20 protein-coding genes are annotated in these 23,557 nt (G+C 41.4%); 11 read left to right on the top strand and 9 right to left on the bottom strand.

The genetic code is table 11. From position 1 onward, the window contains the following. Positions 1-3: 3 nt before the first annotated feature. Positions 4-951 carry an NAD-dependent epimerase/dehydratase family protein gene (locus tag FXV77_RS00180; RefSeq protein WP_148917214.1) on the bottom strand — a complete coding sequence of 316 codons (948 nt, stop codon included), beginning with the start codon at positions 949-951 and terminating at the stop codon, positions 4-6. 212 nt (positions 952-1,163) lie between these two features. Between FXV77_RS00180 and FXV77_RS00175 the strand changes: the two genes are divergently transcribed. Next, positions 1,164-2,153, top strand: coding sequence for an aspartate-semialdehyde dehydrogenase (locus FXV77_RS00175; protein WP_148917213.1), 990 nt, complete (start codon positions 1,164-1,166; stop codon positions 2,151-2,153). Positions 2,154-2,513: 360 nt separating this feature from the next. Then, entirely contained in the window at positions 2,514-3,257 is a 744-nt protein-coding gene (locus FXV77_RS00170; protein WP_148917212.1) for a DeoR/GlpR family DNA-binding transcription regulator, read from the top strand. A gap of 5 nt (positions 3,258-3,262) precedes the next feature. Here the strand turns inward: FXV77_RS00170 and FXV77_RS00165 are convergent, their stop codons facing one another. Beyond that, positions 3,263-4,630 (bottom strand): asparagine synthetase B family protein, encoded by a 1,368-nt coding sequence (locus FXV77_RS00165; protein WP_148917211.1) that lies wholly within the window; start codon positions 4,628-4,630, stop codon positions 3,263-3,265. Next, positions 4,627-6,081: a lipopolysaccharide biosynthesis protein gene (locus FXV77_RS00160; RefSeq protein WP_148917210.1), complete on the bottom strand. Its 1,455-nt coding sequence runs from the start codon at positions 6,079-6,081 to the stop codon at positions 4,627-4,629. Before FXV77_RS00160 ends, FXV77_RS00165 begins: the two co-directional genes overlap by 4 nt. Positions 6,082-6,174: 93 nt before the next feature. Here FXV77_RS00160 and FXV77_RS00155 point away from each other — a divergent pair, with 93 nt between their 5' ends. The 6 genes from FXV77_RS00155 (at position 6,175) to FXV77_RS00130 (ending at position 12,107) form a co-directional block, all read left to right on the top strand. Next, the gene (locus tag FXV77_RS00155; RefSeq protein WP_148917209.1) at positions 6,175-6,816 is read left to right on the top strand and encodes an O-methyltransferase; all 642 of its coding nucleotides are present in this window, start codon (positions 6,175-6,177) and stop codon (positions 6,814-6,816) included. 54 nt (positions 6,817-6,870) lie between these two features. Next, positions 6,871-7,779, top strand: coding sequence for a glycosyltransferase family protein (locus FXV77_RS00150; protein ID WP_148917208.1), 909 nt, complete (start codon positions 6,871-6,873; stop codon positions 7,777-7,779). Between the two features lie 8 nt (positions 7,780-7,787). Continuing rightward, positions 7,788-8,546: a glycosyltransferase family 2 protein gene (locus tag FXV77_RS00145; protein WP_148917207.1), complete on the top strand. Its 759-nt coding sequence runs from the start codon at positions 7,788-7,790 to the stop codon at positions 8,544-8,546. Beyond that, entirely contained in the window at positions 8,527-8,763 is a 237-nt protein-coding gene (locus tag FXV77_RS00140; protein WP_148917206.1) for a DUF3820 family protein, read from the top strand. Before FXV77_RS00145 ends, FXV77_RS00140 begins: the two co-directional genes overlap by 20 nt. A gap of 74 nt (positions 8,764-8,837) precedes the next feature. After that, the gene (trhO, locus tag FXV77_RS00135) at positions 8,838-9,839 is read left to right on the top strand and encodes an oxygen-dependent tRNA uridine(34) hydroxylase TrhO (protein WP_148917205.1); all 1,002 of its coding nucleotides are present in this window, start codon (positions 8,838-8,840) and stop codon (positions 9,837-9,839) included. A gap of 147 nt (positions 9,840-9,986) precedes the next feature. After that, entirely contained in the window at positions 9,987-12,107 is a 2,121-nt protein-coding gene (locus FXV77_RS00130; RefSeq protein ID WP_148917204.1) for an ATP-binding response regulator, read from the top strand. Positions 12,108-12,119: 12 nt separating this feature from the next. Here FXV77_RS00130 and FXV77_RS00125 read toward each other — a convergent pair whose 3' ends face one another. The 4 genes from FXV77_RS00125 to FXV77_RS00110 form a co-directional block, all read right to left on the bottom strand. After that, the gene (locus FXV77_RS00125; RefSeq protein ID WP_148917203.1) at positions 12,120-12,884 is read right to left on the bottom strand and encodes an exodeoxyribonuclease III; all 765 of its coding nucleotides are present in this window, start codon (positions 12,882-12,884) and stop codon (positions 12,120-12,122) included. Continuing rightward, positions 12,885-13,649 (bottom strand): peptidylprolyl isomerase, encoded by a 765-nt coding sequence (locus tag FXV77_RS00120; protein WP_148917202.1) that lies wholly within the window; start codon positions 13,647-13,649, stop codon positions 12,885-12,887. Between the two features lie 10 nt (positions 13,650-13,659). Continuing rightward, on the bottom strand, positions 13,660-14,010 hold the full coding sequence (locus tag FXV77_RS00115; protein WP_148917201.1) for a hypothetical protein: 351 nt from the start codon (positions 14,008-14,010) through the stop codon (positions 13,660-13,662). A gap of 97 nt (positions 14,011-14,107) precedes the next feature. Then, on the bottom strand, positions 14,108-15,655 hold the full coding sequence (locus FXV77_RS00110; RefSeq protein WP_187443955.1) for a Do family serine endopeptidase: 1,548 nt from the start codon (positions 15,653-15,655) through the stop codon (positions 14,108-14,110). 306 nt (positions 15,656-15,961) lie between these two features. On the opposite strand from FXV77_RS00110, the gene dapF reads away from it, so the two are divergent. Together dapF and FXV77_RS00100 are read left to right on the top strand one after the other, a co-directional pair. Beyond that, on the top strand, positions 15,962-16,750 hold the full coding sequence (dapF, locus tag FXV77_RS00105) for a diaminopimelate epimerase (protein ID WP_148917199.1): 789 nt from the start codon (positions 15,962-15,964) through the stop codon (positions 16,748-16,750). A 186-nt stretch (positions 16,751-16,936) separates the two neighbouring features. After that, the gene (locus tag FXV77_RS00100) at positions 16,937-19,813 is read left to right on the top strand and encodes a DEAD/DEAH box helicase (RefSeq protein ID WP_148917198.1); all 2,877 of its coding nucleotides are present in this window, start codon (positions 16,937-16,939) and stop codon (positions 19,811-19,813) included. Between the two features lie 26 nt (positions 19,814-19,839). Here FXV77_RS00100 and FXV77_RS00095 read toward each other — a convergent pair whose 3' ends face one another. After that, on the bottom strand, positions 19,840-21,054 hold the full coding sequence (locus tag FXV77_RS00095; protein WP_148917197.1) for a Gfo/Idh/MocA family protein: 1,215 nt from the start codon (positions 21,052-21,054) through the stop codon (positions 19,840-19,842). 199 nt (positions 21,055-21,253) lie between these two features. Here FXV77_RS00095 and FXV77_RS00090 point away from each other — a divergent pair, with 199 nt between their 5' ends. Beyond that, positions 21,254-22,696 carry a Gfo/Idh/MocA family protein gene (locus FXV77_RS00090; protein WP_148917196.1) on the top strand — a complete coding sequence of 481 codons (1,443 nt, stop codon included), beginning with the start codon at positions 21,254-21,256 and terminating at the stop codon, positions 22,694-22,696. A gap of 57 nt (positions 22,697-22,753) precedes the next feature. Here the strand turns inward: FXV77_RS00090 and FXV77_RS00085 are convergent, their stop codons facing one another. After that, the gene (locus tag FXV77_RS00085; RefSeq protein WP_148917195.1) at positions 22,754-23,506 is read right to left on the bottom strand and encodes a rhamnogalacturonan acetylesterase; all 753 of its coding nucleotides are present in this window, start codon (positions 23,504-23,506) and stop codon (positions 22,754-22,756) included. Positions 23,507-23,557: the final 51 nt, after the last annotated feature.

Raw genomic sequence — 23,557 nt, 5'->3', positions numbered from 1 at the left:
TTTCTATACGTTTGTTTTGAGGTTCGCAATCATGTCTTCTGTTATCGACGCCAAATCAAACTTTGGCTTCCAGCCCCAATCGGTACGTGCGTAACGATCATCGATGCTTGCAGGCCAAGTGTCAGCGATTGCCTGACGTGGGTCGTAATCAACATAAGACATCTCAAAATTAGGAAGAATTTTTTTAATTTCTTTGGCAATCTCCGCAGGCGTGAAAGATAATCCCTCGAGATTATAGCTGGAACGGATGGAGATTTGTTCGATGGGGGCATCCATCAGTTCGATCGTTCCACGTACCGCATCTTCCATATAAAGCATAGGCAAAGCAGTATCAGCAGAAAGAAAGCATGTATACTTACCATGCTTTAACGCTTCAATATAAATATCAATAGCATAATCCGTTGTTCCTCCTCCGGGAGCAGTCTTCCAAGAGATAATTCCCGGATAGCGAACACTGCGAATATCCAGATCATATTTATGATGGTAATATTCACAAAGTCTTTCGCCTGCCAGTTTACTGACGCCGTAGATCGTAACAGGGTCCATCACACAATATTGATCGGTGTTTTGTTTCGGAGAGTGCGGTCCAAAAACCGCGATGGAGCTCGGCCAAAAAATCTTCTTAATACCAAATTCCAAAGCTAGATCCAACACATTCAATAGACCGTTTATATTAAGATCCCAAGCTTTTTGTGGATATTTTTCCCCAGTCGCGGAAAGCATTGCCGCCAGCAAATAAATCTGCGTAGGCTTGTACTTCTTCAATAAACTCTTCAATGCAGGCTTGTCCAGCACATTGATGATTTCAAAAATTTCACCTTCTTTTAATGTAGCCGGTTCTCGAATGTCTGATGTGATGACATTTTCGGCACCGAATTTATGGCGAAGCGCTGTTGCCAACTCTGATCCGATTTGGCCATTCGCTCCAATCATTACTATACGCTCTTTCATTGCGACAAAGTTAGCGCATTTTTTAGGTAAAATCGGATGGCAATCGATTGCTTGAGTTGCCCTTTTATAAGAATTACAAATCTCCAAATATTCGCGGAAAAACGTTGCGTTGTGTTTAATAAATTGCAAAATATCTTTTTATTTTCGTACTTTTACATGCTAGATTTAATCGTAATTTATTTAACATCTTAAACAATAAAACAAATTCAATTATGAAAGTTGCAGTAGTAGGCGCAACGGGCCTTGTAGGGTCAGAGATTTTGACCGTTTTAGCGGAACGTAATTTCCCGGTAACAGAGTTGATTCCTGTAGCATCGGAGCGGAGCAAGGGTAAGGAAATCGATTTTAAGGGAAAGAAGTACAAGGTCGTTACGCCAGCCGAAGCTATTGCACTTCGACCTGATGTAGCTTTGTTTTCTGCGGGAGGCGGTACTTCAACAGAATATGCACCTCAATTTGCCGAAGCAGGGATTACGGTAGTCGATAATTCGTCAGCATGGCGCATGGATCCAACGAAAAAGTTGGTTGTTCCGGAGGTAAACGGTACAGTACTATCCGCAGCGGATAAAATCATCGCCAATCCAAATTGTTCTACTATCCAGATGGTGGTTGTTCTTCAGCCGCTACATGCGAAGTATAAAATCAAACGCGTTGTTGTATCTACTTATCAGTCCGTTACCGGAACCGGTGTAAAAGCGGTTAATCAATTGATGGATGAGCGGGCAGGAAAAGAAGGGGAAAAAGCATATCCATATCAAATCGATTTAAACGTCATCCCACATATCGACGTATTCCAAGACAACGGATATACAAAAGAGGAGATGAAGATGATTCAGGAAACGAATAAAATCATGGGTGACGATTCCATCCGCGTTACAGCAACTACCGTGCGTATCCCCGTTATGGGAGGGCATTCAGAAGCTGTGAATATAGAATTTGAAAATGATTTTGATTTAGCTGAAGTACGTCAGCTGTTAGCTGAACAAGAAGGTGTTATTGTCGTCGATGATCCTGCTAATCTCCAATATCCGATGCCGAAAGATGCACATGGTAAAGATGAGGTTTTAGTAGGGCGTATCCGTCGTGATGAATCACAAGACAAAACGTTAAATCTTTGGGTTGTAGCAGATAACCTTCGGAAAGGAGCAGCAACAAATGCGGTTCAAATCGCTGAATTACTCCTTAAAAGAGGTTTAATTTAGTCGCTCAAGCCGCGACTGGCTCATACTTTTTTTTCCGCAAAAAAAGTATGCAAAAAACCGAACGTAGTGAGCTCATGAATACTAGAATGAACACGAATTCATAAACTCGCCACTTTAAAATTTTGAATGAAGGGATAGTACATTTATTATATTTCTACATATTCAAAATTTTACATGTGGCATATAGGATTAAGGGAGGGACAATACAATTGCATGATCCCTTCCTTAACTTTAATTGTCGCATCCAGATGTTTGAGGTATGTAGAAACTCATTCTTAGTACTATCCACGATCTCAAATATCTGAAGCGACGAGCTTTTTGCTTCTTTTTCGCGGGGAAAAAGAAGGTAAACTTCATATCATGTTAAAGGAAGAAAGACAAGCCTATATTATCCATCAGATAAACCTACACAACAAGGTATTATCATCCGATTTAAGTGTACAGCTCAACGTGTCGGAAGATACCATACGACGCGACTTGAACGAACTGGCCGAGAACGGGCAGGTGTTAAAAGTATATGGAGGTGCGTTATCTAAATCTTTTCAATTCCCTTTTCAGGAGGGAAACGTGTATGCAAAGGAATCAAAAAAAGAGATCGCCCACAAGGCTATCGGACTCATACAAAGCGGCATGACGGTATTAGTGGGCGGCGGAACAACCATGATTGAATTGGCGCGATCTGTCCCCAATGATCTGCAATGTACATTCTTTACCATCAGTCCACTCGTTGCGCTGGAATTAGCAGAGAAGGACAACATTGATGTTATTCTTATTGGCGGAAAATTATCCCGAAACACGAATATTGTGACGGGGGCACAGGTCATCAATGAGCTTTCTGATTTACGGGTGGATCTTTGTTTGCTTGGAACAAACAGTTTGTCGCTAGACGAAGGAATCACGGATTCAGATTGGGAAGTTGTCCAAATTAAACGGGCAATGATCAAATGTTCTAAGAACCTTGCTATCCTCAGTATTGCAGAGAAATTAAATTCTAATCAAAAGATGCGTGTTGCTCCACTACGAGATGTCACTTATCTTGTTACAGATCTCGATCCCAAACATCCTAAATTAAGGGAGTTTGCACATCAAATTGAGGTGAGATAGAAGTTTTATAACATATTCCGTTTCAACAACATCATTTCTATTGGCTTGATCGTGATATAGGCAAAATAGGCTTGCATCAATTTATTCTTAAAACCCAATAGCTTAAGCCCCTCTTTTACTTTCGGTGTATGTATGAGTGTCTGAAAAACACGTTCCTTCCAATTTATACGCCCCAACGTGCTATTAATCCACTCTAAATAAGCCGGACGAATAACCTCCCGTAACACCGAAACATTCAACGGTTCCAGTGGGTGGTTAAGAAGGGCGTAATAGTTGAGGGAGTTTTGATAGGTATATTGATGCTTCTCCTCTTCAAATAACAAGTTATGTTTCTTGAAGAAATCCCGTTGCCATTGTCTGTTAGCCCTTCTTTCAGGAGCTAAGTTCAACATCGCTATGGCAATATCCTGATCCAGAAAAGGAGAATATGCTTCGAAACCATAATGCGCCGGCAGTGTAATCAAAAACTGCAACATCATCATCTTTGTCCGCATCGTGGCCAGTATGCGGTATGCTGGAAGTTCCAAGAATTCCTTTTGTTTTTCGAAGAGTGGCGCGACCAACTCATCTTTATACCCTACATCCATTGCCTGTGTTGCATCCGCACTCATGCCATGTGTATGTCCAAGCTTGCGATATAATTCCAGCGTTTTTATTTCTGGGATAGCGACAGCACCGGCCCACGCGTCACCTATAATCCCACTTAACAGATGCAGTTTCTTGTGCTTTTCGATGTTGGCGATCTGGTCAAAGAATTCCATATGGTAAGTGCCGGATGCGGCTATCGAAACACCATATCGTGCATACCATTCCGGCATGTAAGTATTGAACTTACCGAGGTCTATTCTTTGCCAATGTGTACCCAATCTCTCCGAAAGGGCTTTAGCATAGACAACCTCTCTCGACAGATTTTGATTGTAAGAAGTTCCGTAAGTATAGGCATGAATCCTCTTCCGATCCTTTAATAACACATTCAGCAAGCGGGAATCAAAGCCACCGCTGGTCGGAATCAAAATATCTTCTTGAAATGATGATGCCCAGGTATTCACCCGCTCTTCCATCAAGCCCAGCACATCTCCTTCTTTTGTCTGCTTCCCCAATTCGTCTACGATACGGTCCTCCTGTTCCGCTACCTGAATCTTACCATTTACTACACGCAACGTCTCATTCGGTAGTAGGAATTTCACATACTTAACAGGTGTATGTCCAAAAACCGCATAACCATAATCCAGATAAGCGGCAAGCCCCTTCAAGTCTATTTCCAGATTAGCGTAGTCAATAACATCTTCTATGGAGGCGCCAACAGCCCCTGTTTTTTCATGATAGAATACCGTTCCGCATCCTACCCAATTCCCTTTTATTGTTTCCATCATTTCCACTTCGATAACTTGCGCTTTCCTATTTCCAGTAGCTCCAACCACACCACATTTCCCAATAGATAGCTCCCCAATAGATAAATTGACACGAATATAGTGCTTTGCAACAATAACATAGCCAGATAGGACACATCGGTTATAAAATAGGCTAATGTCCACACCACAGCAAAAGCGATCAGACTCATGACAAAGGAAGGCCCTATATCTTTAAGCTGTTTGAACAGCCCGTATCCGTATACTTTTCTGCTAGCCCAGGTGTTGACACCATACGACACTAGCCGTACGCCCATCTGACCGTAGATGATGTTCAGGATACCAAACGGATAGGTTAGCCACAACACCAACAACGCCAATGTTATCTGCGTAAGCTCCAACCACAGGGTGTAATGCGCTTTTCCTTTTACATTTAAAAAATTGGTATTTAAATCGATTAGCGAAAAAAATATACCGATGAAACACAACAACTGAAAATAGGGCACCGAAGGCAACCATTTATCAGTCAATACCAGTACAAAGGCCGGCTCGGCAATGGCAATAGCACAAAAAGCGGCCGGCAACAGTACAAAGGCCAACGTTTGCATCGACTTTCGACACGCGTTCAGAAAACGTGGATAATCGTTTTGTATCGATGCCAACGTCGTCAATGTCGTTCCCTGTATAATGGAAGAAATCAGCATACTGGGTGTTTCTCCCCATTTGTTTGCCTGATAATAATAACCTGTCTCCTGTAATGTAAAATGCTTTCCGATAAAGGAATAGTATGCCTGTGAAAAGGATCTGCTCAATATCCTCCCAACCATAAAGGAAGAAGAAAATTTCAAATGTTTGCGCAGGATGCGTCTTGAAAAGAAAAAGTTCAGCCGCCAGTCGCCCCATATCCATAGCATAATGGTGCGAAAACAGGAATAAAGAAGGGTTTGCAACAATAATGCCCAAACTCCGAAACTAAACAAGGCTAACAAAATCACCAATACACCCGAAAATGTAACGGCCAGGACATTGATACGCGCAGTTTCCTTGAATGCGAATCGGCGCAATAACTTAACATACTGTACAAGACCAAGCGAATGCGTCAATATTTGCAAGAAGAGCACACGGGCGTATAAGGCAAGGTTGTCAATATGGTTAAAACGTTCTATGGCGGGTGCAGCAAAGAAAAGGATAAGATACAGCGCTACACTGACCAATAGGTTAAAAACAAACATACTGGAATAGTCTTTTTCATCAACCTTAACGGAACGCACTAATGAAGTCGCCAGGCCACTGTCCACAATTGATGTGGCGATGTTTGTAAAGATCACCAAGACTGCTACTACACCGAAATCTTCTTCGGGTAGCACACGAGCAGTGATTATACCCACTAATGTTATCGCCAATTGGTATCCAAACCGGTCGACAGCATTCCAAAACAATCCTTTAAGGGTATTTTGCTTGATATTCTCGCTCATGCAAAGATATTGAAGTCACAAAGTTAGCAAGATTTCTATAGAAATTGGAGAAAATAGTACCATTACAAGAATAACTCATTATATTTGGTTTATATGCAAAAAGAAGGTTCGTATTCCACCCTTTTAAAACCTAGAATATTTCGAGGATTGCTGTCGTTGGCCATAAAAGGATATTTCGTACAAAAGGGATGGCTAAATGCCTACTTAACAAAGCAGGCGATAGCTGCGGATGGCGAACCCATTCCTTGGTTGACATATTCTTTCCTCGATTTTTTAGCTGGTCGGCTAAACAAGGAGTTATCGTTATTTGAATATGGTTCTGGTAATTCAACTTTGTTTTTTGCAAAGCAGGTCCAGTTTGTCCGTTCTATCGAACACGATGAAAAGTGGTACAACAAAATAAAATCAGACCTTCCTTCCAATGCAGAAATCAGTTATGTCCCACTAGAAAATCAGCAATACGAAACAGTTATTTTACAGGAAGAGAAGCATTACGATATTGTCCTTGTTGATGGAAGAGAACGTTTAAAGTGCTTAAAAAATGCTGTTCAACGCTTGACGCCACAAGGTGTTATTCTTTTAGATGATGCCGAGCGCTGTAAATATAAAGAGGCTTTCTCTTTTATGAAAAGCTTAGGTTTTAAATATATTCCTTTTTCCGGAATCGCTATCGGAGCCATCCATGATAAGCAGACAGTGGTATTTTATAAAGAAGAAAATTGCTTGGAAATCTGAGGTTAACTAAATATTAGCACGGTTTTTGAATCATTCTTTGTTCTTTTGTAACGCATGCAGACACTTGCTCCTATCATACTATTCGTATACAATCGTCCTAAGCATACGCGGCGGACGTTAGAGGCTTTGGAAAAGAATCTATTGGCCAAAGACTCCTTATTATACATTATTTCGGACGCAGCGAAAAATGCAGATGCCGTGGAAAATGTCAATACGATACGTGCCATTATCCGCGAGCCGTGGGATTTTAAGCATATTACCATTATCGAGCGCCAGAAGAACTGGGGGCTTGCCGAAAACGTGATCGATGGCGTCACCAAAATCATCAACGAACATGATAAAGCCATCGTACTGGAAGATGACTTGGAGACCTCTCCCTACGCCCTAACTTATTTTAATGATGCCCTTCATCGCTATGAGCATGAGGAACGGGTCATGGAAATCAGCGGTTATATGTATCCGGTAGAACACCCGAAACGCTTGCCTAAATCGTTCTTTTTCCGGGTGGCAAATAGTTGGGGATGGGCTACCTGGAAAAGAGCGTGGAACCATTTCAATCCCGATATCAATGCCTTGACGCAACATTTCAAGCGGAAGGATATAAGGCGTTTTAGCATAGAAGGAAAAGAAAATTTTTGGAAGCAGGTTAAAGAATTTAAAGCCGGAAAGATCAATTCTTGGGCTATCCGTTGGTATCTTTCGGTCTTCAACCAGCATGGTTTGGTGTTATACCCGCGACAATCCATGATACAAAATATCGGAACGGATGGTTCCGGCACCCATTCGGATCTTGACAACGTTTATCATGTGGAACTAGCAACCCAAAAAGTAAAGTATTTCCCCAAGGAAATTGTAGAGAACGAAAAGGCCTATGAAGCCATTAAATATTTTTATGCGTATAGAAAAGGAAATATCGCTGAACGTTTAATCCGTTTTTTAATCAAGAAATTTGGGAGGAAATGATGCAAAACATGAATAAACTTTTACCCAAAGTTTCCATCATCACCGTTGTTTACAATGATGTCCGAGGGATCGAATACACCATTCGATCAGTCATGAAACAAACCTACGTCGAATTGGAATATATTATTGTGGATGGGCATTCTACTGACGGCACACTCGATGTAATAGACCAATACAGAGAAGAGATTTCCAAGCTCATTTCGGAGAAGGATCATGGTATTTACGATGCGATGAATAAGGGGCTTGCCGTCGCCACAGGAGACTACGTTCTATTCCTCAATTCCGGAGATGAATTATATGAAGACATGACGCTGGAAAAAGTCTTTTCTTCGGCGGAAAATGCAGATATTTATTATGGAGAAACGAAATTGATCGACGAGGAACGCAATATTATCGGCGACCGCCGTCATCATGCACCAAAACGATTTGATTGGAAATCGTTCCGTTATGGCATGAATATATGCCATCAAGCCATTTACGTGAAACGGAGTATCGCTGAACCTTATGATTTACAATACGAGCTCAGTGCTGATGTCGATTGGGTAATCCGCTCCGCGAAAAAAGCAAACAAAATAGTAAATGTCAACCAATATGTGGCTAAATACCTTGTCGGCGGGACGACTCAAAAACGCCATCGACAGAGCTTGAAAGAACGCTACACGATTTTCAAAACGCATTATGGCGCTTTCTCCAATATCGTCAATCATGGCGTTATCGCCGCTCGCCTTATCTTATACCGATTAAAGCATGGCAAAACAAGAGAATAATCTATTCCATCCCGAAATACTGGTGGAACTAGCCAACACCAAAATGCCTTTTGGCAAATACCAAGGTTGGTTGTTATGTAATCTGCCTGAACCTTATTTGAACTGGTTTCATCAAAAAGGGTTCCCCAAAGGTAAACTCGGCATGCAATTGGCAACTCTCTATGAAATAAAGCTGAACGGTTTAGAGTATCTGCTTAAACCGCTTATAAAGAAATAAGAAAGTTTTCGTTATTTTTGCAGCCAGAAATAATTTTTTAACATTAAACGCCGTTTGCAGCGGTATCAATGAATATGGCAAAATATCAAACATTACTGTACTATTGTTACAGTCCAATCGAAAACGCAGAACAATTTGCTACCGAACATCTTGAATTTTGTAAATCGCTAGGTCTCGTAGGTCGTATCATCGTCGCCGACGAAGGGCTGAACGGTACCGTTTCTGGAACACCGGCGGCTTGTCAAACCTATATGGAGGCTGTACACGCCGATAAGCGATTCAGCAAAACAGATTTCAAAGTTGATGACGTCGATGAACCTTCTTTTATCAAGATGCACTGTCGATACAAATCCGAAATCGTACATTCTGGCTTACGCAACCCAACAGTTATCAACCCAAATAAGGAAACGGGAAAGCATCTAGAGCCAAAAGATTTTATGGAAATGAAGGACCGGGAAGATGTCGTGATTTTGGACGTACGCTCCAATTACGAACATGCTGTGGGCCGGTTCAAAAATGCTGTCACATTAGACATAGAGAATTTCCGTGAATTTCCGGAAAAGGTAAAAAAACTGGAACAATATAAAGACAAGAAGATACTAACCTATTGTACGGGCGGGATCAAATGTGAAAAAGCTTCTGCACTATTGCTCAAAGAAGGGTTTAAAGATGTTTACCAACTTCATGGAGGTATCATCAAATACGGTAAGGAAGTTGACGGCAAAGATTTCGACGGTCAGTGCTACGTGTTCGACAACCGGGTTACGGTAGGTGTCAATAAGGTCAATCCAACGATTGTTTCTACCTGCAGAAATTGCGGAAAGGTGACTTCGAAGATGATAAACTGTGCTAATCCCGAATGTAATGAGCATTTCACACAATGTGATGAATGTGGCTGGGAAATGGACGGTTGCTGCTCGACAGCTTGCATGGAACATCCTCGTAAGCGGCCTTATGATGGTACAGGCTATTATGTAAAAGTACCGCAACCGGTCAACGAAGAAAAAATCAGCAAAAGAAAGCATAAAACCTTTCCACCAAAGGAGACAATAGATCTCTTAGATCATCAACAATAGCGTTTTAAAAATGTGCCAATGGCAAACAATAGGTAAATAAAATACGAATAAATATTTATTGTTTGCCATTTTATTTATATTTGAACATTATTAACTGACTGTTTCCAAGAAATTTAACGGTTAAATCTCAAATTAAATACAGTAGCCGTGCCAAAAGGTAAGAAAACATTTTTGCTGCGTAAAGTACTTATCGGTGCCATTATCGCCATTTTTGTATACATAAGTATTGTCTTTGTTTATCAGTATACAGCGTATCAAAAAGTAAAAGAACGTCTAGATGCTGCTTATTCACTCGGGTCAAAACAGTCTTCCACATTATATCAGCTGTTTTCGGTTTATGGGGAAGCAGATAACCTGTTTAGACAATATACGGTGGATTTCGACCAAGAAACGTACAACGGGTATCGGGCTAAGCTCGACACGATTAGATTATATCTTGACACGTTGTCTAATACCCCTACAGGAAACAACTCTTTACAACACAGTGGCGCTGATATACAAAAAAGAGATCTTTTGGCGGGAGAATTCGCCGAACTCAAGAAGGTCGTTAATGATCTCGTTTTCATGGCCCAGGATTCGCTATCAGCTTTGACCCAGAGTCAACGGGTCATGCCGCCGAAGCACGTCTCCACAGACGCTGTAATGAGTAAAATCCTGGGCGATACCGCACTTAACAAAGTTGAAGTAGATACCGCCGTTCGCAAAAAACAAAGTTTGTTCAAGCGCGTTTTTAATGCTAAGGATGATACTTTAATAAATTCCGCTAGCACCCAACAATTTAACACCCAGCAAATTGATGTACTGCAACGCAACGTCGAGAGCCTGATTGTACAGAACCGAACAACCTACAACCGCGGTATGCGAACCTTACAGCGAAATTTCGCTGTTATGCGGCAAAAAGAACGCAATCTGATACAGGCAAATTATCTGCTGTTAAACAATCTACGTACAGGCGTAGAAAAAATACAAGAATTGGAGCGTGCTGCCCTACGAGCGGCCGAGAACAGAGATCTGGAACGCTATCAAGAAAATATAGGTCAGCTTCGCCGACAGCTCATCATCTCCCTATCGGTCATGTTGCTCATGATTCTGTTTATTCTTTATTACCAATCCAAGGCTACTACTTACGAAAAGAAACTCGAGGAAGAAAAAGATTATGCAGCAAAAGTTGCGGAAGAAAAGACAAGTGTTTTAGCCAATATAAGCCACGAAGTGCGATCGCCCATTAATTCAATCATGGGCATTATCGATATTTTGCGGAAGAACGGTAGCAAGGACACCATTCAGCCGGAATACCTCGATTCGGCGGCACATGAAATATCCGTCATCAATAGTACAGTAAACGATATTCTCAACCTTAGCAAACTCGAAGTAGGCGCGTTAGAGGTTAAAAATGAATACTTTTCCCCTTACCGGTTATTATTGGACATTATAAAGCTTCATACCTATCAAGCACAAAAAAAGGGCCTGTCTTTAACGCAGCAAATTGATATTGACCCTAAATTGGAAATTTACAGTAGTTCTTTCCGGGTAAGACAAATCGTCTCTAACCTGATTAGCAATGCGATAAAATATACACCTAAAGGTAAGGTCATCATCAAAGCGTATACAAGAAAAGTAAGTAACCAAGAGACACTTTTTGTAGAAGTGAAAGACACCGGTTTAGGAATTGCTACCGAACACCAATCTCAAATTTTTCGTCAATATTATATGACGGAAAACAAGAGTAAAACCAAAGGTTTTGGCCTTGGGCTTTATATTTCTAAATTGCTATCGGAACAATTGCAAGGGGATATCACATTAAACAGCACTGTTGGAAAAGGCTCTACGTTTACCCTATCGGTACCGATTAAACGACAACGTCTGGAAGACACCGCGCCGAAAGTTTATACCTTGGCCGACCTCTCGAAAGACGTCCAACTAGTGCTGATAGATGACAACCGCATCAACATTCTCTATTTAAAACACTATTTCAAAGATTTTCCAAACGTATATACATTTGAGAAGGCACACGATGCTTTATTATTTATACAACAAAACCCAGTTGATGCCGTTATTACGGATATCTCCATGCCTGAGGTCGACGGTTGGGATGTATTACATGAAATCCGGAATAATAAGGAAAAACAGGACACTAAAGTGTTTGCGTTCACCGCAGATACCATGCACCTCGAAGGCGAGATGAAGAAAAATCAATCTTATACATTCGACTGTATCTTAAGCAAGCCATTGGATGAACACCAGTTAGTTGCTTGTATGGTGGAATAAAATATTGAGGTTTTACCGAAGTTCCAATAACACCGGACAGTGGTCGGAATGCACTGCAGAAGGCATAATCTCTGCGGTAACGATTCTATTCTCCAATGGCTTCGAAACCATATTATAATCAATCCGCCAGCCGAGGTTTCTCGCGCGTGCCCCTGCACGATAGCTCCACCACGTGTAATAATGTGGTTCGGGGTTTAGATGCCGGAAAGAGTCCACGTATCCAGAATTAATAAAATTCTCCATCCATTCCCGTTCTGCAGGCAAAAATCCAGAGCTGTTGGCATTGGACTTTGGGTTGTGAATATCAATAGCACGGTGACAGATATTGTAATCGCCCGAAATCACCAAATTTGGCTTTTCCTGTAAGAGTTTATCGCTGTATGCCTGAAAATCGTCTAAGAAGCGGTATTTGAAGTCTTGTCGTATATCACCTGTAGTTCCGGATGGAAAATATACGCTCATAATAGATAAATCGTCAAAATCGGCACGGATGGTACGTCCTTCAAAATCATAGTCCTCATGTCCGCAACCATACTCGATGTGCCTTGGTGTGATCTTCGTAAAAATAGCAGTACCGCTATACCCTTTCTTCTGTGCTGGATACCAGTAATGTTCGTAACCCATCTGTTCTAACAAAAGAATTTCGGGGATTTGATCTTGGGTAGCTTTAATTTCCTGCAAACACACAACATCCGCATTCACTGTCTTCATCCAACCCAGCCAATCTTTTTTGAGTGCAGCACGCAAGCCATTTACGTTATAGGTAATGATCTTCATTTAATAATATCTCGAGTAAAAAATATCTAGAACCTTTGTAAAAAAATCTGTTTTAGGAGGGAGTCCTTCCATTTCCCGTTCTAGATTTAAGGCCTCTCTTCTTGTCAATAACTTCATGGACATCCGCACATCTTCCAACGGACGATCTCGTTCATCTGTTTTGGCAACCGCAATCTTATCGATGGTTTCTATGCCCTTCAGTAATTCTCCAAACACGGTATAATTTCCATCCAAATGCGGTGTTCCTCCGATTGTCGTATATACCGTTCTTTGCTGGGCAGTCAACTTCTTCCCTTTCAATCGAAATTGTTCCAAAGAATCTAATCCCTCCGGTGTAAATACACGTCCCTGTACCAAATAAAACTGAGAAGCCGAAGATTGCTTTGCCGGATTATCATCCCGTGCTGCACCGATTGTTCCTTTCTTGTGAATAACACCTTCCTGAATCTCCGCTGGAATCTTATAATCAGGCCCCCCTTCACCAAGTGGCTGCTTTTGTGCAGCATAACGTGAATCGGGATCGCCTCCCTGCACCATAAAATTATGGATAACGCGATGAAACATCAGACTATCATAATAACCTTCTTTCACCAGCTTCACAAAATTGTCCCGATGTTTAGGCGTTTCATTATACAACTTTAACAAGCATTCTCCTTTACCCGTTTTAATCAGTACATAATGGTATTGCGGGGTCTTCGCCCACGCGATGCTCATTAAAAACATGCCCAGTATAAGCAAGCCTATTTCCTTAAAATATGTTTTCATGAATATGTTATTACGATAAGGTGTAGGTATCTTCAAAATAATCAATAATCAGTGATTTGAGAATCATCTCTTGTTCCAACAGCGTGTAGTTGGGGATAGGTTTCACTAGGTCCCAATGCGGCCAGCCTTCTTCATCCAATCCATTCAGTTCATAAAATCCCATAGCACTAAACAAACGACAAGTAGCAATGTGCATAAGTTCTTCTTTTTGCCGTTTAGAGAATTCCTGCGGACCTTTTCCAAGTTCTTGAACACCGATGAGAAAAAGCATAACCTTAATATCGGGAAGTTCCATATCGAAGTCTTTTGCGACAACGCGTTGCAATTCCACCCATTTTTTATTAATCTCCGATGCTTTCATACTTTAGCAAAAGTAGGAAATTATTTATTATAAAAAACGCGTCATCTACTTTTCAGCAGATGACGCGTACATATATCATATATAATGAATTATGCTACTAATACTGTATCGGGAAGTTGAATTCAACCGTTCCACTTTCCGAAACGCCGGTGATACGGACAATATTTCTTTTTGTACTACCTAACGCAGACTCCACATCATCCACATTATTCACAGGTTTTCCGTTTACATGTGTTACGACTAAGCCTTTTTCAACACCAAAGTATTCAAACATTCCACCGCGGTGCACTTGCGTGATAACAACGCCTGAGTTTACACCGAATTTTTTCTTTTGTGCATCGGAAGCAGGTGTAAAGCTTGCACCCAATTTGTTGAAGATTTCCGTAGCACTGGCATTAGTTTCTTCATCGGCAGCTGATTTTTTTGCTTCCTGTGCTTTCAACGTCACCGTTACATCCCGCTCTTTGCCATCACGTTTGTAGGTAAGTTTAAGTTTATCGCCAGGATTCAACCGTGCTACGCGTTCCTGCAGATCAGACGATGAATAAATCGTTTGGTCTTCTACTTTGGTAAGCACATCGCCTTTCTTGATACCCGCAACCGCAGCGCCGCCATCTTTCACAACCTCAGCCACATACAGACCATGCAGATCGCTGATGCCAAATTCTTCGCGCGTTGCCTCATTAATCGGACGATATTGAATACCGACATAACCGCGTTGCACCGTTCCAAATTTCTTGAAGTCGTTCACGATTTTCGATACCAGACTCACAGGCACCGAATATCCGTAACCGGCATACGCTCCGGTAGGCGACATAATCGCCGTATTGATACCCACCAATTCGCCACGTGCATTAACTAATGCTCCACCGCTATTACCCTTATTAATCACCGCATCGGTTTGGATAAATGATTCTACAGCAGTACGCACAATAGGTTCTTGCGGTTGGCCATAACCATAAGGCGAACCTTGCCCTTGTTCACCAAGGATACCGATTTCCCGTCCTTTTGCACTCACTATACCTGCTGTAACCGTAGATTGTAACCCCAAAGGATATCCCACAGCCAACACCCATTCACCTACACGCACATTATCCGAGTTACCGAAACGCACAAAGGGCAACTTATCTGCACTTATTTTCAATAGTGCCATATCAAAATCGGCATCCCGACCGATAACTTTCGCTTCAAAAGTCCGTTTGTCGGTTAGCTCTACCGTAATTTTATCGGCATTTTCCACCACATGGTTATTCGTCACGATATAACCGTCCGGAGAAATCAGCACACCGGAACCGCTTGCTCTTGCTTCCCGGGGCTGTGCCTGGCGTCGTTGCTGCGGCATTCCGAAAAATTCTTCGAACATATCAAAAGGAGAGCCTCCGCCACCACTCCGGGAATTACGCGCTTTCATCGTCACATTAATATTTACCACACCCGGTATTACAGAAGCTGCAGCTTCCGTAAAGTCAGGATTTCCGGTAGATGACAACATACTCTCAATCTCTGAGTTATTTGCAAAATAAACCTTCTGTTTTTCCTCGAAGGTCATGTTCTCGATCTGTTTATTTTCGAAAAGTTTGTACCCCCCGATAGCCACTGCACCTCCAACAGCAGCGATTAATAAACTCATTCCTATTTTCTTCATTTTTTTATCTATTTACTTTTTTTAATGGCTGATAAGAGCTCGATGTAAACAACCATTGTACTGTAGCTAATGTTATTTCCATCTCGGTTTCTTAATTGCTGTAATTATCTATTCTCTTTAAAAATATTTTCTTTTTACTTTTGTTCTAAGGCTTGTTCAAATGTAATACCATTAGAAATTGCACGGGAAGTTTTGACAGTTAAAAAATGTTAATGAAACAGGCCTAACATTGGTTTTTAACATGATTTAACAGTGCTGCTCCGTTTTGTAACAAGAATATTAAATTTTTCATTAAAAATCAAAGAAATGGATGGAAAAATACAGTTCTCAAAATACCAAGGAGCAGGTAATGATTTTGTGTTGATCGATAACAGAAGTGGCTTTTTTGATCGTGACAATCATGATTTAGTCCAATCATTATGCGATAGGCGATTTGGAATTGGTGCAGACGGTTTGATGCTCCTTCAAAATAATAAAAATTTTGATTTTGAAATGGTATATTATAATGCCAACGGAGGAGAAGCCAGTATGTGTGGCAATGGAGGGCGATGCATTGTTGCCTTTGCGCGCGACTTAGGCATTATTTCCGAAAAGACTGTCTTTTTGGCAGTAGATGGCGAACATGACGCTTATATTCATGACGATCAAGTAGATCTGGGCATGATTGATGTATCATCTGTGGAACGAGACGGAGAAGCGTACGTGTTGAACACAGGTTCTCCTCATTACGTGGCTTGGGCAAAAGATCTCCAACATATGGATGTGTATCATCTCGGATCCGCTATCCGCAATAACGACACTTATCAAAAAGAAGGTATCAATGTGAATTTCGTTGAACGCGAGGGAGAGGGATATTTTCTCCGCACATTTGAACGCGGCGTAGAAGATGAAACATTTGCTTGCGGAACAGGTGCGACTGCGACGGCTATGGCCATTGCCCTAAATAACGACTTAGAGGGAGAACTGGAAATTCCCATACGCGTGCTCGGCGGCCAATTAGCTATCCGCTTTCACAAAAAAGGGGAACATTTTACAAACGTACGCCTTAAAGGTCCTGCTCAATTTGTTTTCGAAGGAGTTGTTCGTGATTCGTGATTGCACCATCCCATCATTAACATCCAATGTCGCATCCGAATGTTTTACAACTGTACGAACCCATTTTTTAGCACTATCCCAAATGTAAAACATTCGAAGCGACGATTTTTTCCGTTCTTTTTTCTAAAAAAAGAACAACAAAAAACGCTATATTACAACCTTTTTTAGAAAGCGTCAGGATTTTTAATGCAACAGGTTAATAGCAAATCACCATTCAAGTTAATTTATTCTCTAGGACAACACCCTTATCTGGGTTATCTGATAGAACCCCATATTGTTCAATTGAACCCTAATGGATCTTATTCATTGAGTTATAAACGTATTTTTACCAATACTGTTGGTGACTTTGCACCGGCATTGGACGAAACTGACTTTCACCTCATTAAGCTATTAGATGAGATCGAACAGACTCATATTATCAAGACATTCAACAAAAAAGCCATCCGCCCTGTTGATTTCTTCGGGAAAGTCTTCGATGATAAAATTTACGATAGAATACGTCCCAAAATTGAGCTAAAGATGCTCACGGTATTAAAGCAATTATCTGGTAAACCTCTTTTTTTAATGAGTAAAGATGGTTATCCCGCCGACCAGGAAATAAAAATTGCGGACGAACCTACTTCCATCTTATTCCATTTCCGGCGTAACGAAACAGAGACCCGCTATTTCCCTACATTAAAACACAAAGGCAATCGACTGGATTTTATGTATAAGGGTGCGCAAGTAGTGGTGAATAGAGAAGCTTGGTTGTTATTGGAAAATACCCTTTATTATTTTGAACAGGATATAGACGGTAAAAAACTCAGCCCGTTTCTGAACAAACGTTATATAAGTGTGGCGCGCAGTACGGAGAGACGATACTTTGAAACTTTTGTGAGCGGGCTAATAGAAAAATACCATGTTTATGCCGAAGGTTTTGACATTAAGACCCATAAAGAAAATGCAACACCCATTATTAAGCTCTTCTACGTTCCTACCGGTCAATCCTTTTTACAACTGTCTTTTGCTTATGGCCCTTATGAATTTTCAGCAAGCACAGACCATCCCGTTACCGTACGATTAGCATACGAGGAGGAAACAGACGATTATGTTTTTCATCGAATAAAACGCTCCTTGACCTGGGAGAAAAATCAAGGCATTTACCTAGAAGAATTAGGACTTCGCAAGAAAGATTTGTTGTTTGCAAATTATATAGTCGAAGCAGAACACGAATCTATTATTGACTGGCTAAACAGAAATCAGCCTACACTGTTGGACAAAGGGTTTGCTATTACCCAAGCAAAAAGCGACCGTCGCCTATTCATCGGGAAGACTTCACTGGAAATGGCCATCGAGGAGGGGAATGATTGGTTCGATATAGAAGCCATAGCTCATTTTGGCCCCTATGAAATCCCATTTATAGCGTTGCGGGAGCATATCTTAAATAAGAATAAAGAATTTACATTGCCGAATGGCGAAATTGCTATTATTCCAGAGGAATGGTTCTCCCAATATGAACATTTGTTCCTTTTTGCTACAAACAAGCATAGTTTAAAGCTTAACAAGACGCATATCGGGTTATTATATGAAATATCGGAGCATACAGAACTCTCCTTTCATCGCAAACTAGAACAATTATTAAACTTCGACAGTATCCCCGAAGCACCAATTCCAACAGGATTCCGAGGAGATCTTCGGCCCTATCAACACGCTGGCTACAATTGGTTTCACTTTCTTCAGGAATATAAGTTTGGCGGATGTCTTGCCGACGATATGGGGTTAGGGAAAACAGTACAGACACTCGCGTTGTTACAGCAGCAGAAAGAACATTTAAGAGGGACAGATCACACAAAAACCTCTCTTCTCATACTGCCTACATCGCTTATTTATAACTGGCAAAAAGAAGCAGAAAAATTTGCACCGGAGCTTCGTATACACCTTCACACGGGTTCGAACCGCTTAAGAGATACGTTTGGTTTTTCACACTTCGATTTGGTCATCACAACGTACGGGATTGTACGTAGCGATACAGACATGTTCAGCAAGTTTTTCTTCAACTATATCATCCTTGACGAGAGTCAGCACATTAAAAACCCGACTTCCAAATCGTTTAAGGCTATTAAAGGACTAAAAAGTAAACATAAGTTGGCCTTGAGCGGCACCCCCATAGAGAATTCCGTGGCAGATATTTGGTCGCAAATGCATTTCGCAAACCCCGGTCTACTCGGCTCCTACAGCTATTTTCAAAAGGAATTTGTAGTACCTATCGAAAAAAAGAAAGACGAAGAAAAAGCTACTCGCTTACAAGCCATCATCAAGCCCTTCGTTCTTCGCCGGACCAAAGACCAGGTAGCAAAAGAACTTCCTCCGAAAACAGAACAAACCATTTATTGTGAAATGACGGAGGCACAGGCGAAGTTATATGAGCGGATAAAATCGGAATACCGGAATGCCCTCCTCGACAACAAGCTACAACAAAATGGACAAGGCAATCAAATTATGCTATTACAGGGCCTCACGAAGCTCAGGCAGATTGCAAATCACCCCGGAATGGTCGAAGAGAACGAAACGTTTTCATCGGGTAAATTCGATACTGTCTTAGCGATGTTGGCATCTATTGTCGCCGAACATCATAAGGTTCTCATCTTCTCTCAATTCGTAAAACATTTACAGCTATTTAGAGCTTATTTTGATAGCGAAAAAATCGCATACGCCTATCTTGACGGAAGCACCAAAAACCGAGCCGACGCGGTAAACACATTTAAGGAACGTGAAAATATACAAATCTTCTTAATCTCTATTAAAGCAGGGGGAGTCGGGCTCAATCTTACCGAAGCGGACTACGTATTTATTTTAGATCCCTGGTGGAATCCGGCGGTAGAACAACAGGCTATCGACCGTTCACATCGTATCGGGCAGACGAAAAACGTATTTATCTATAAGTTTATTAGTAAAGATACCGTTGAGGAAAAGATACTCGCTCTCCAGGGTCAAAAAAAGGCGTTATCTACGGCACTCATTACCACGGAAGAAAGTTTTATCAAATCGTTATCGACAGCGGATATACAGGAATTATTACGGTAGCCTTTTCCTTTTTATAGTTTTTTTGATTACCCACCATATTTTTTCTCCCAATGTTGCATATTTCCGGTATCCATTGCCGTATTGGCCATATGTACAGCAATAGCGCCATATTTACCAGTTAGGACGTCAGCGAAAGGCTTTTTATTTTCTCTGATACAGGTGGCAAAATCTAATAAAGCGTAAGACGAAGGATTTCTTTTTTCTTCGTCCTGATGGGTAAAATCCAGTTTCATGGCTTCACCCTGTGTGGCATTTAACAACGTAGCACCGGTAACACCATCTACTACACCGGTTTGTTTTTTACGGGCTTCTGTATAAATAAATGCTTCGTCTCTTTCAATCTGCAACGTTGCTTTAGATCCTAAAATTCTGATCTCGTAGCCATGATAAGCATTAGACAAAATCGAGGACACATTAGCTTTCACACCACCCGGGTACTCAAAAATTGCCCTGACGTGGTCATATGTTTCCCTTCCGTCTTTCCAGTAATTAATTCCCCCCATACCCGTCACCCTTTCTGGGTGTGCATTTGTCATCCAATTAACAATATCCAGCTGGTGTCCACATAATTCCGCCATTAAACCTCCCGAATATTCTTTATACATTCTCCAGTTCACAATACGCTCCGTTCCCTTTTCTACCACCGGAAATCTCCAGTCAGAATTACGGTGATACTGGCACTCGAAATGGGTCACATCGCCTAACCAACCTTCATCTATGGTTTGCTTCACGCGATGGTACAAACTAAAATACCGGTATTGATGTCCCACCTGAAAAACAAGTTTAGCATTATTTACGATTCTCTCCAGATCTAACGCTTGTGGGATATCATAAGTCATCGATTTTTCTACATACACATGCTTTCCCGCAGCCAAAGCATCCTTAGCCATTGTATAATGCAAATACAAGGGCGTAGCGATAATGACAGCGTCCACCTCTTTATCTTCTAATAGTTTCCTATAGTCGTTATATTTTTTTGCTTTCGCTGATACATGTTCTACTATCTTAGCCGCATGAACAGCTAAAATATCACAATAAGCTGTAACGGTTAAACCCGGTAAATTTTTAATTAACCGGGCCAAGCCTGTACCACGTGTACCGGTGCCAATAATTCCAAGCCGGATTACCTCGTTTTTCTTGGAGATAAAAGAAGTAAGGCCTGCATAAGACAAAGCCGTTCCGGAAAGGGCTAACGTCCCAGCAGAAAGAAATTTCCTTCTTGTAAATAAAATATTCGACATAGCCATTTTATTTAATTAAGAAACTAATTTATTGAATTCTATCTGTCATATTCCGTTTTCACTAAACTAAAATAGCGAAAACGTTCTCGTTTGCATTCTCGATAACGTTCTCGCGAATTATTCCTGTAAATGACCTAAAACGTACAACCGTATTTAATACATTTGATAAACTATCAAATTAAACCCCAAAAATATTATCATGAAAAAAAATCGCAGAGAATTTCTAAAGCTTACAGGACTGGCAGGGGCAAGTTTTGTCGGAACCAATCTATTTCAAGGTTTTACCAATCCGAACGATTTAAAAGCTGATCTTTTACTGCCTGCCCACCGCTCCGATTCGCAGATCTTCAATATGTCTGGCTATGCAGCACCAAAGTTAGAAACGGTACGCGTTGGATTTATTGGTGTCGGCAACCGTGGTTCCGCTGCCGTCTTCCGGATGTCCCATATAGAAGGTGTAGACATTAAAGCCATATGTGACATCAGACCCGAAAAGGCAACCGCAGCTAAGCAAAAATTAACCGGAAGTACCCATAATCCCACGTTGTACACCAGTAATGAGCAGGAATGGAAAAAGCTTTGTGACCGGAATGATATCGATCTTGTGTATGTTTCTACCCATTGGCAATTACATACGCCAATAGCATTGTACGCCATGAACCAAGGGAAGCATGTTTGTGTAGAAGTTCCGGCGGCAACCACCATAGACGAGTGCTGGCAACTGGTCGAAACTTCCGAAAAAACAAAGAAACATTGTATGATGCTGGAAAACTGTTGCTATGGCTTTTTTGAATTGCTGACACTCAACATGGCCAGACAAGGTTTCTTCGGAGACATTGTACATTGCGAAGGGGCGTATATACACGATTTACTGGAAGGTAATTTTTCCAAAGAAAAGTATTGGGAGCACTGGCGGTTGAAAGAGAATCTTCGGAACGGTAATCTTTATCCTACCCATGGACTAGGCCCAGTAAGCCAAATTATGGACTTGAACCGGGGTGACAAAATGGATTATCTCGTATCGCTTTCTTCCCATGATTTCATGATGGGCAATATGGCCAGAGAACTCGCGGAAAAAGACGATGCCTACAAACCGTATGTCAACAAATCGTTTCGCGGCAATATGAACACCAGTATCATTAAAACCAGCAAAGGCCGATCCATCATGATACAACACGATGTGACTTCTCCACGTCCTTACTCACGCATACATTTGGTGAGCGGCACAAAAGCGACAGCATCAGGTTTCCCTCTTCCAGAAAAAATTGCTACCGGGCATGCATGGGCCACCGAAGAGGAGTTTGATGCGTTAAAAGAAAGATATAAACCAGAAATTTCAAAAAAGATCGGGGATATAGCGAAAAAATTCGGAGGGCACGGCGGCATGGACTTCATTATGGACTGGAGAACCGTAGACTGCCTTCGCAATGGGCTTCCCCTTGATATTGATGTATATGATACCGCTTTATGGAGCGCTCTAGGACCACTAAGCGAGCAGTCCGTAGCCAACAGGTCTAATTCTGTAGATGTACCGGATTTTACAAGAGGGAAATGGCAAACCAACGACCCGGTAGACCTAAAATTATTAACCGGTGCAAATACCGGTGTTCTACCAAAAAGAGGAAATAACAAAACATTTTAGACGCAATAATCTTTACACACGGCGAATACTATCCGCGAAATGAGGGGAAACACCCCCTCATTTCGCCAAATATTCAACTAAAGGACTTTTGATATCCCTTAGGCCTTTTATCGCTAAATCAGCCACTTTCATAGCCCCCGCCTCACAAAGGTGGGTATCATCTTTCTTGCCGTTAGGTAATTTAGCCGTTACCCCTGGTTCTACGTAGATGTATAGTTTTTTAGATTCTTCGGGGCCTAAATTTTCAACCGCCTCAGCCGTCATCTTGTTAAGGTCAATCAGCGGGACGTCCATTTCAGCGGCCAGCTTCCTTACTACGGTAACATACTCACCATGGGTATCCACAAGTTTCCCCTTTTTATCAAATTTCCTCCTGACGATAGACGTGAACAATATAGGGTTTGCATTTTTTGCCCGCACCTCGTTCACATAGTTCTGGATATTTTCTTTAAATGTCGTTTGTGGATCCGTATGACGAAGGGAATCCTCCTTGGCATCATTGTGCCCAAATTGTATAAAAACATAATCCCCCGCTTTAACCCGGGTAATCACTTTATTCCAGTGACCTTCGTCGCGATAGGATTTAGAACTGCGGCCACTTGCGCCTTGGTTCACTACCTTAACAGACTCGTCAAAAAAAGGATCTATCATTTGCATCCATCCCCTACCCGGGTAATTATCGGCCGTGTTGGCTTTACTCATGGTGGAATCTCCTATAGAATACACGGTGATATTTTCCTTCGGCCATTTAAAAGCACAGCAGACGATCAGAAAAACCACAAGAAACAAATTTTTATTAGCTTTCATCATTACTTAATGTATATATTCGGTTATTTTATCAATTAATCATCTTAAAGATCG

The organism is Sphingobacterium phlebotomi (assembly GCF_008180195.1).
GTDB classification, from domain to species: domain Bacteria; phylum Bacteroidota; class Bacteroidia; order Sphingobacteriales; family Sphingobacteriaceae; genus Sphingobacterium; species Sphingobacterium phlebotomi.
This window is presented reverse-complemented; position numbering and strand designations above follow the sequence as displayed.

Bases quoted from the DNA above. Each gene is read 5' to 3' on its own strand.
- FXV77_RS00175 (WP_148917213.1), top strand. From the start codon at position 1,164: ATGAAAGTTGCAGTAGTAGGCGCAACGGGCCTTGTAGGGTCAGAGATT.
- FXV77_RS00145 (WP_148917207.1), top strand. From the start codon at position 7,788: ATGAATAAACTTTTACCCAAAGTTTCCATCATCACCGTTGTTTACAAT.
- FXV77_RS00085 (WP_148917195.1), bottom strand. From the start codon at position 23,506: ATGATGAAAGCTAATAAAAATTTGTTTCTTGTGGTTTTTCTGATCGTC.
- dapF (WP_148917199.1), top strand. From the start codon at position 15,962: ATGGATGGAAAAATACAGTTCTCAAAATACCAAGGAGCAGGTAATGAT.
- FXV77_RS00090 (WP_148917196.1), top strand. From the start codon at position 21,254: ATGAAAAAAAATCGCAGAGAATTTCTAAAGCTTACAGGACTGGCAGGG.
- FXV77_RS00160 (WP_148917210.1), bottom strand. From the start codon at position 6,081: ATGAGCGAGAATATCAAGCAAAATACCCTTAAAGGATTGTTTTGGAAT.
- FXV77_RS00110 (WP_187443955.1), bottom strand. From the start codon at position 15,655: ATGAAGAAAATAGGAATGAGTTTATTAATCGCTGCTGTTGGAGGTGCA.
- FXV77_RS00170 (WP_148917212.1), top strand. From the start codon at position 2,514: ATGTTAAAGGAAGAAAGACAAGCCTATATTATCCATCAGATAAACCTA.
- FXV77_RS00125 (WP_148917203.1), bottom strand. From the start codon at position 12,884: ATGAAGATCATTACCTATAACGTAAATGGCTTGCGTGCTGCACTCAAA.
- FXV77_RS00115 (WP_148917201.1), bottom strand. From the start codon at position 14,010: ATGAAAGCATCGGAGATTAATAAAAAATGGGTGGAATTGCAACGCGTT.
- FXV77_RS00120 (WP_148917202.1), bottom strand. From the start codon at position 13,649: ATGAAAACATATTTTAAGGAAATAGGCTTGCTTATACTGGGCATGTTT.
- FXV77_RS00180 (WP_148917214.1), bottom strand. From the start codon at position 951: ATGAAAGAGCGTATAGTAATGATTGGAGCGAATGGCCAAATCGGATCA.
- FXV77_RS00165 (WP_148917211.1), bottom strand. From the start codon at position 4,630: ATGATGGAAACAATAAAAGGGAATTGGGTAGGATGCGGAACGGTATTC.
- trhO (WP_148917205.1), top strand. From the start codon at position 8,838: ATGGCAAAATATCAAACATTACTGTACTATTGTTACAGTCCAATCGAA.
- FXV77_RS00155 (WP_148917209.1), top strand. From the start codon at position 6,175: ATGCAAAAAGAAGGTTCGTATTCCACCCTTTTAAAACCTAGAATATTT.
- FXV77_RS00095 (WP_148917197.1), bottom strand. From the start codon at position 21,054: ATGTCGAATATTTTATTTACAAGAAGGAAATTTCTTTCTGCTGGGACG.
- FXV77_RS00150 (WP_148917208.1), top strand. From the start codon at position 6,871: ATGCAGACACTTGCTCCTATCATACTATTCGTATACAATCGTCCTAAG.
- FXV77_RS00140 (WP_148917206.1), top strand. From the start codon at position 8,527: ATGGCAAAACAAGAGAATAATCTATTCCATCCCGAAATACTGGTGGAA.
- FXV77_RS00100 (WP_148917198.1), top strand. From the start codon at position 16,937: ATGCAACAGGTTAATAGCAAATCACCATTCAAGTTAATTTATTCTCTA.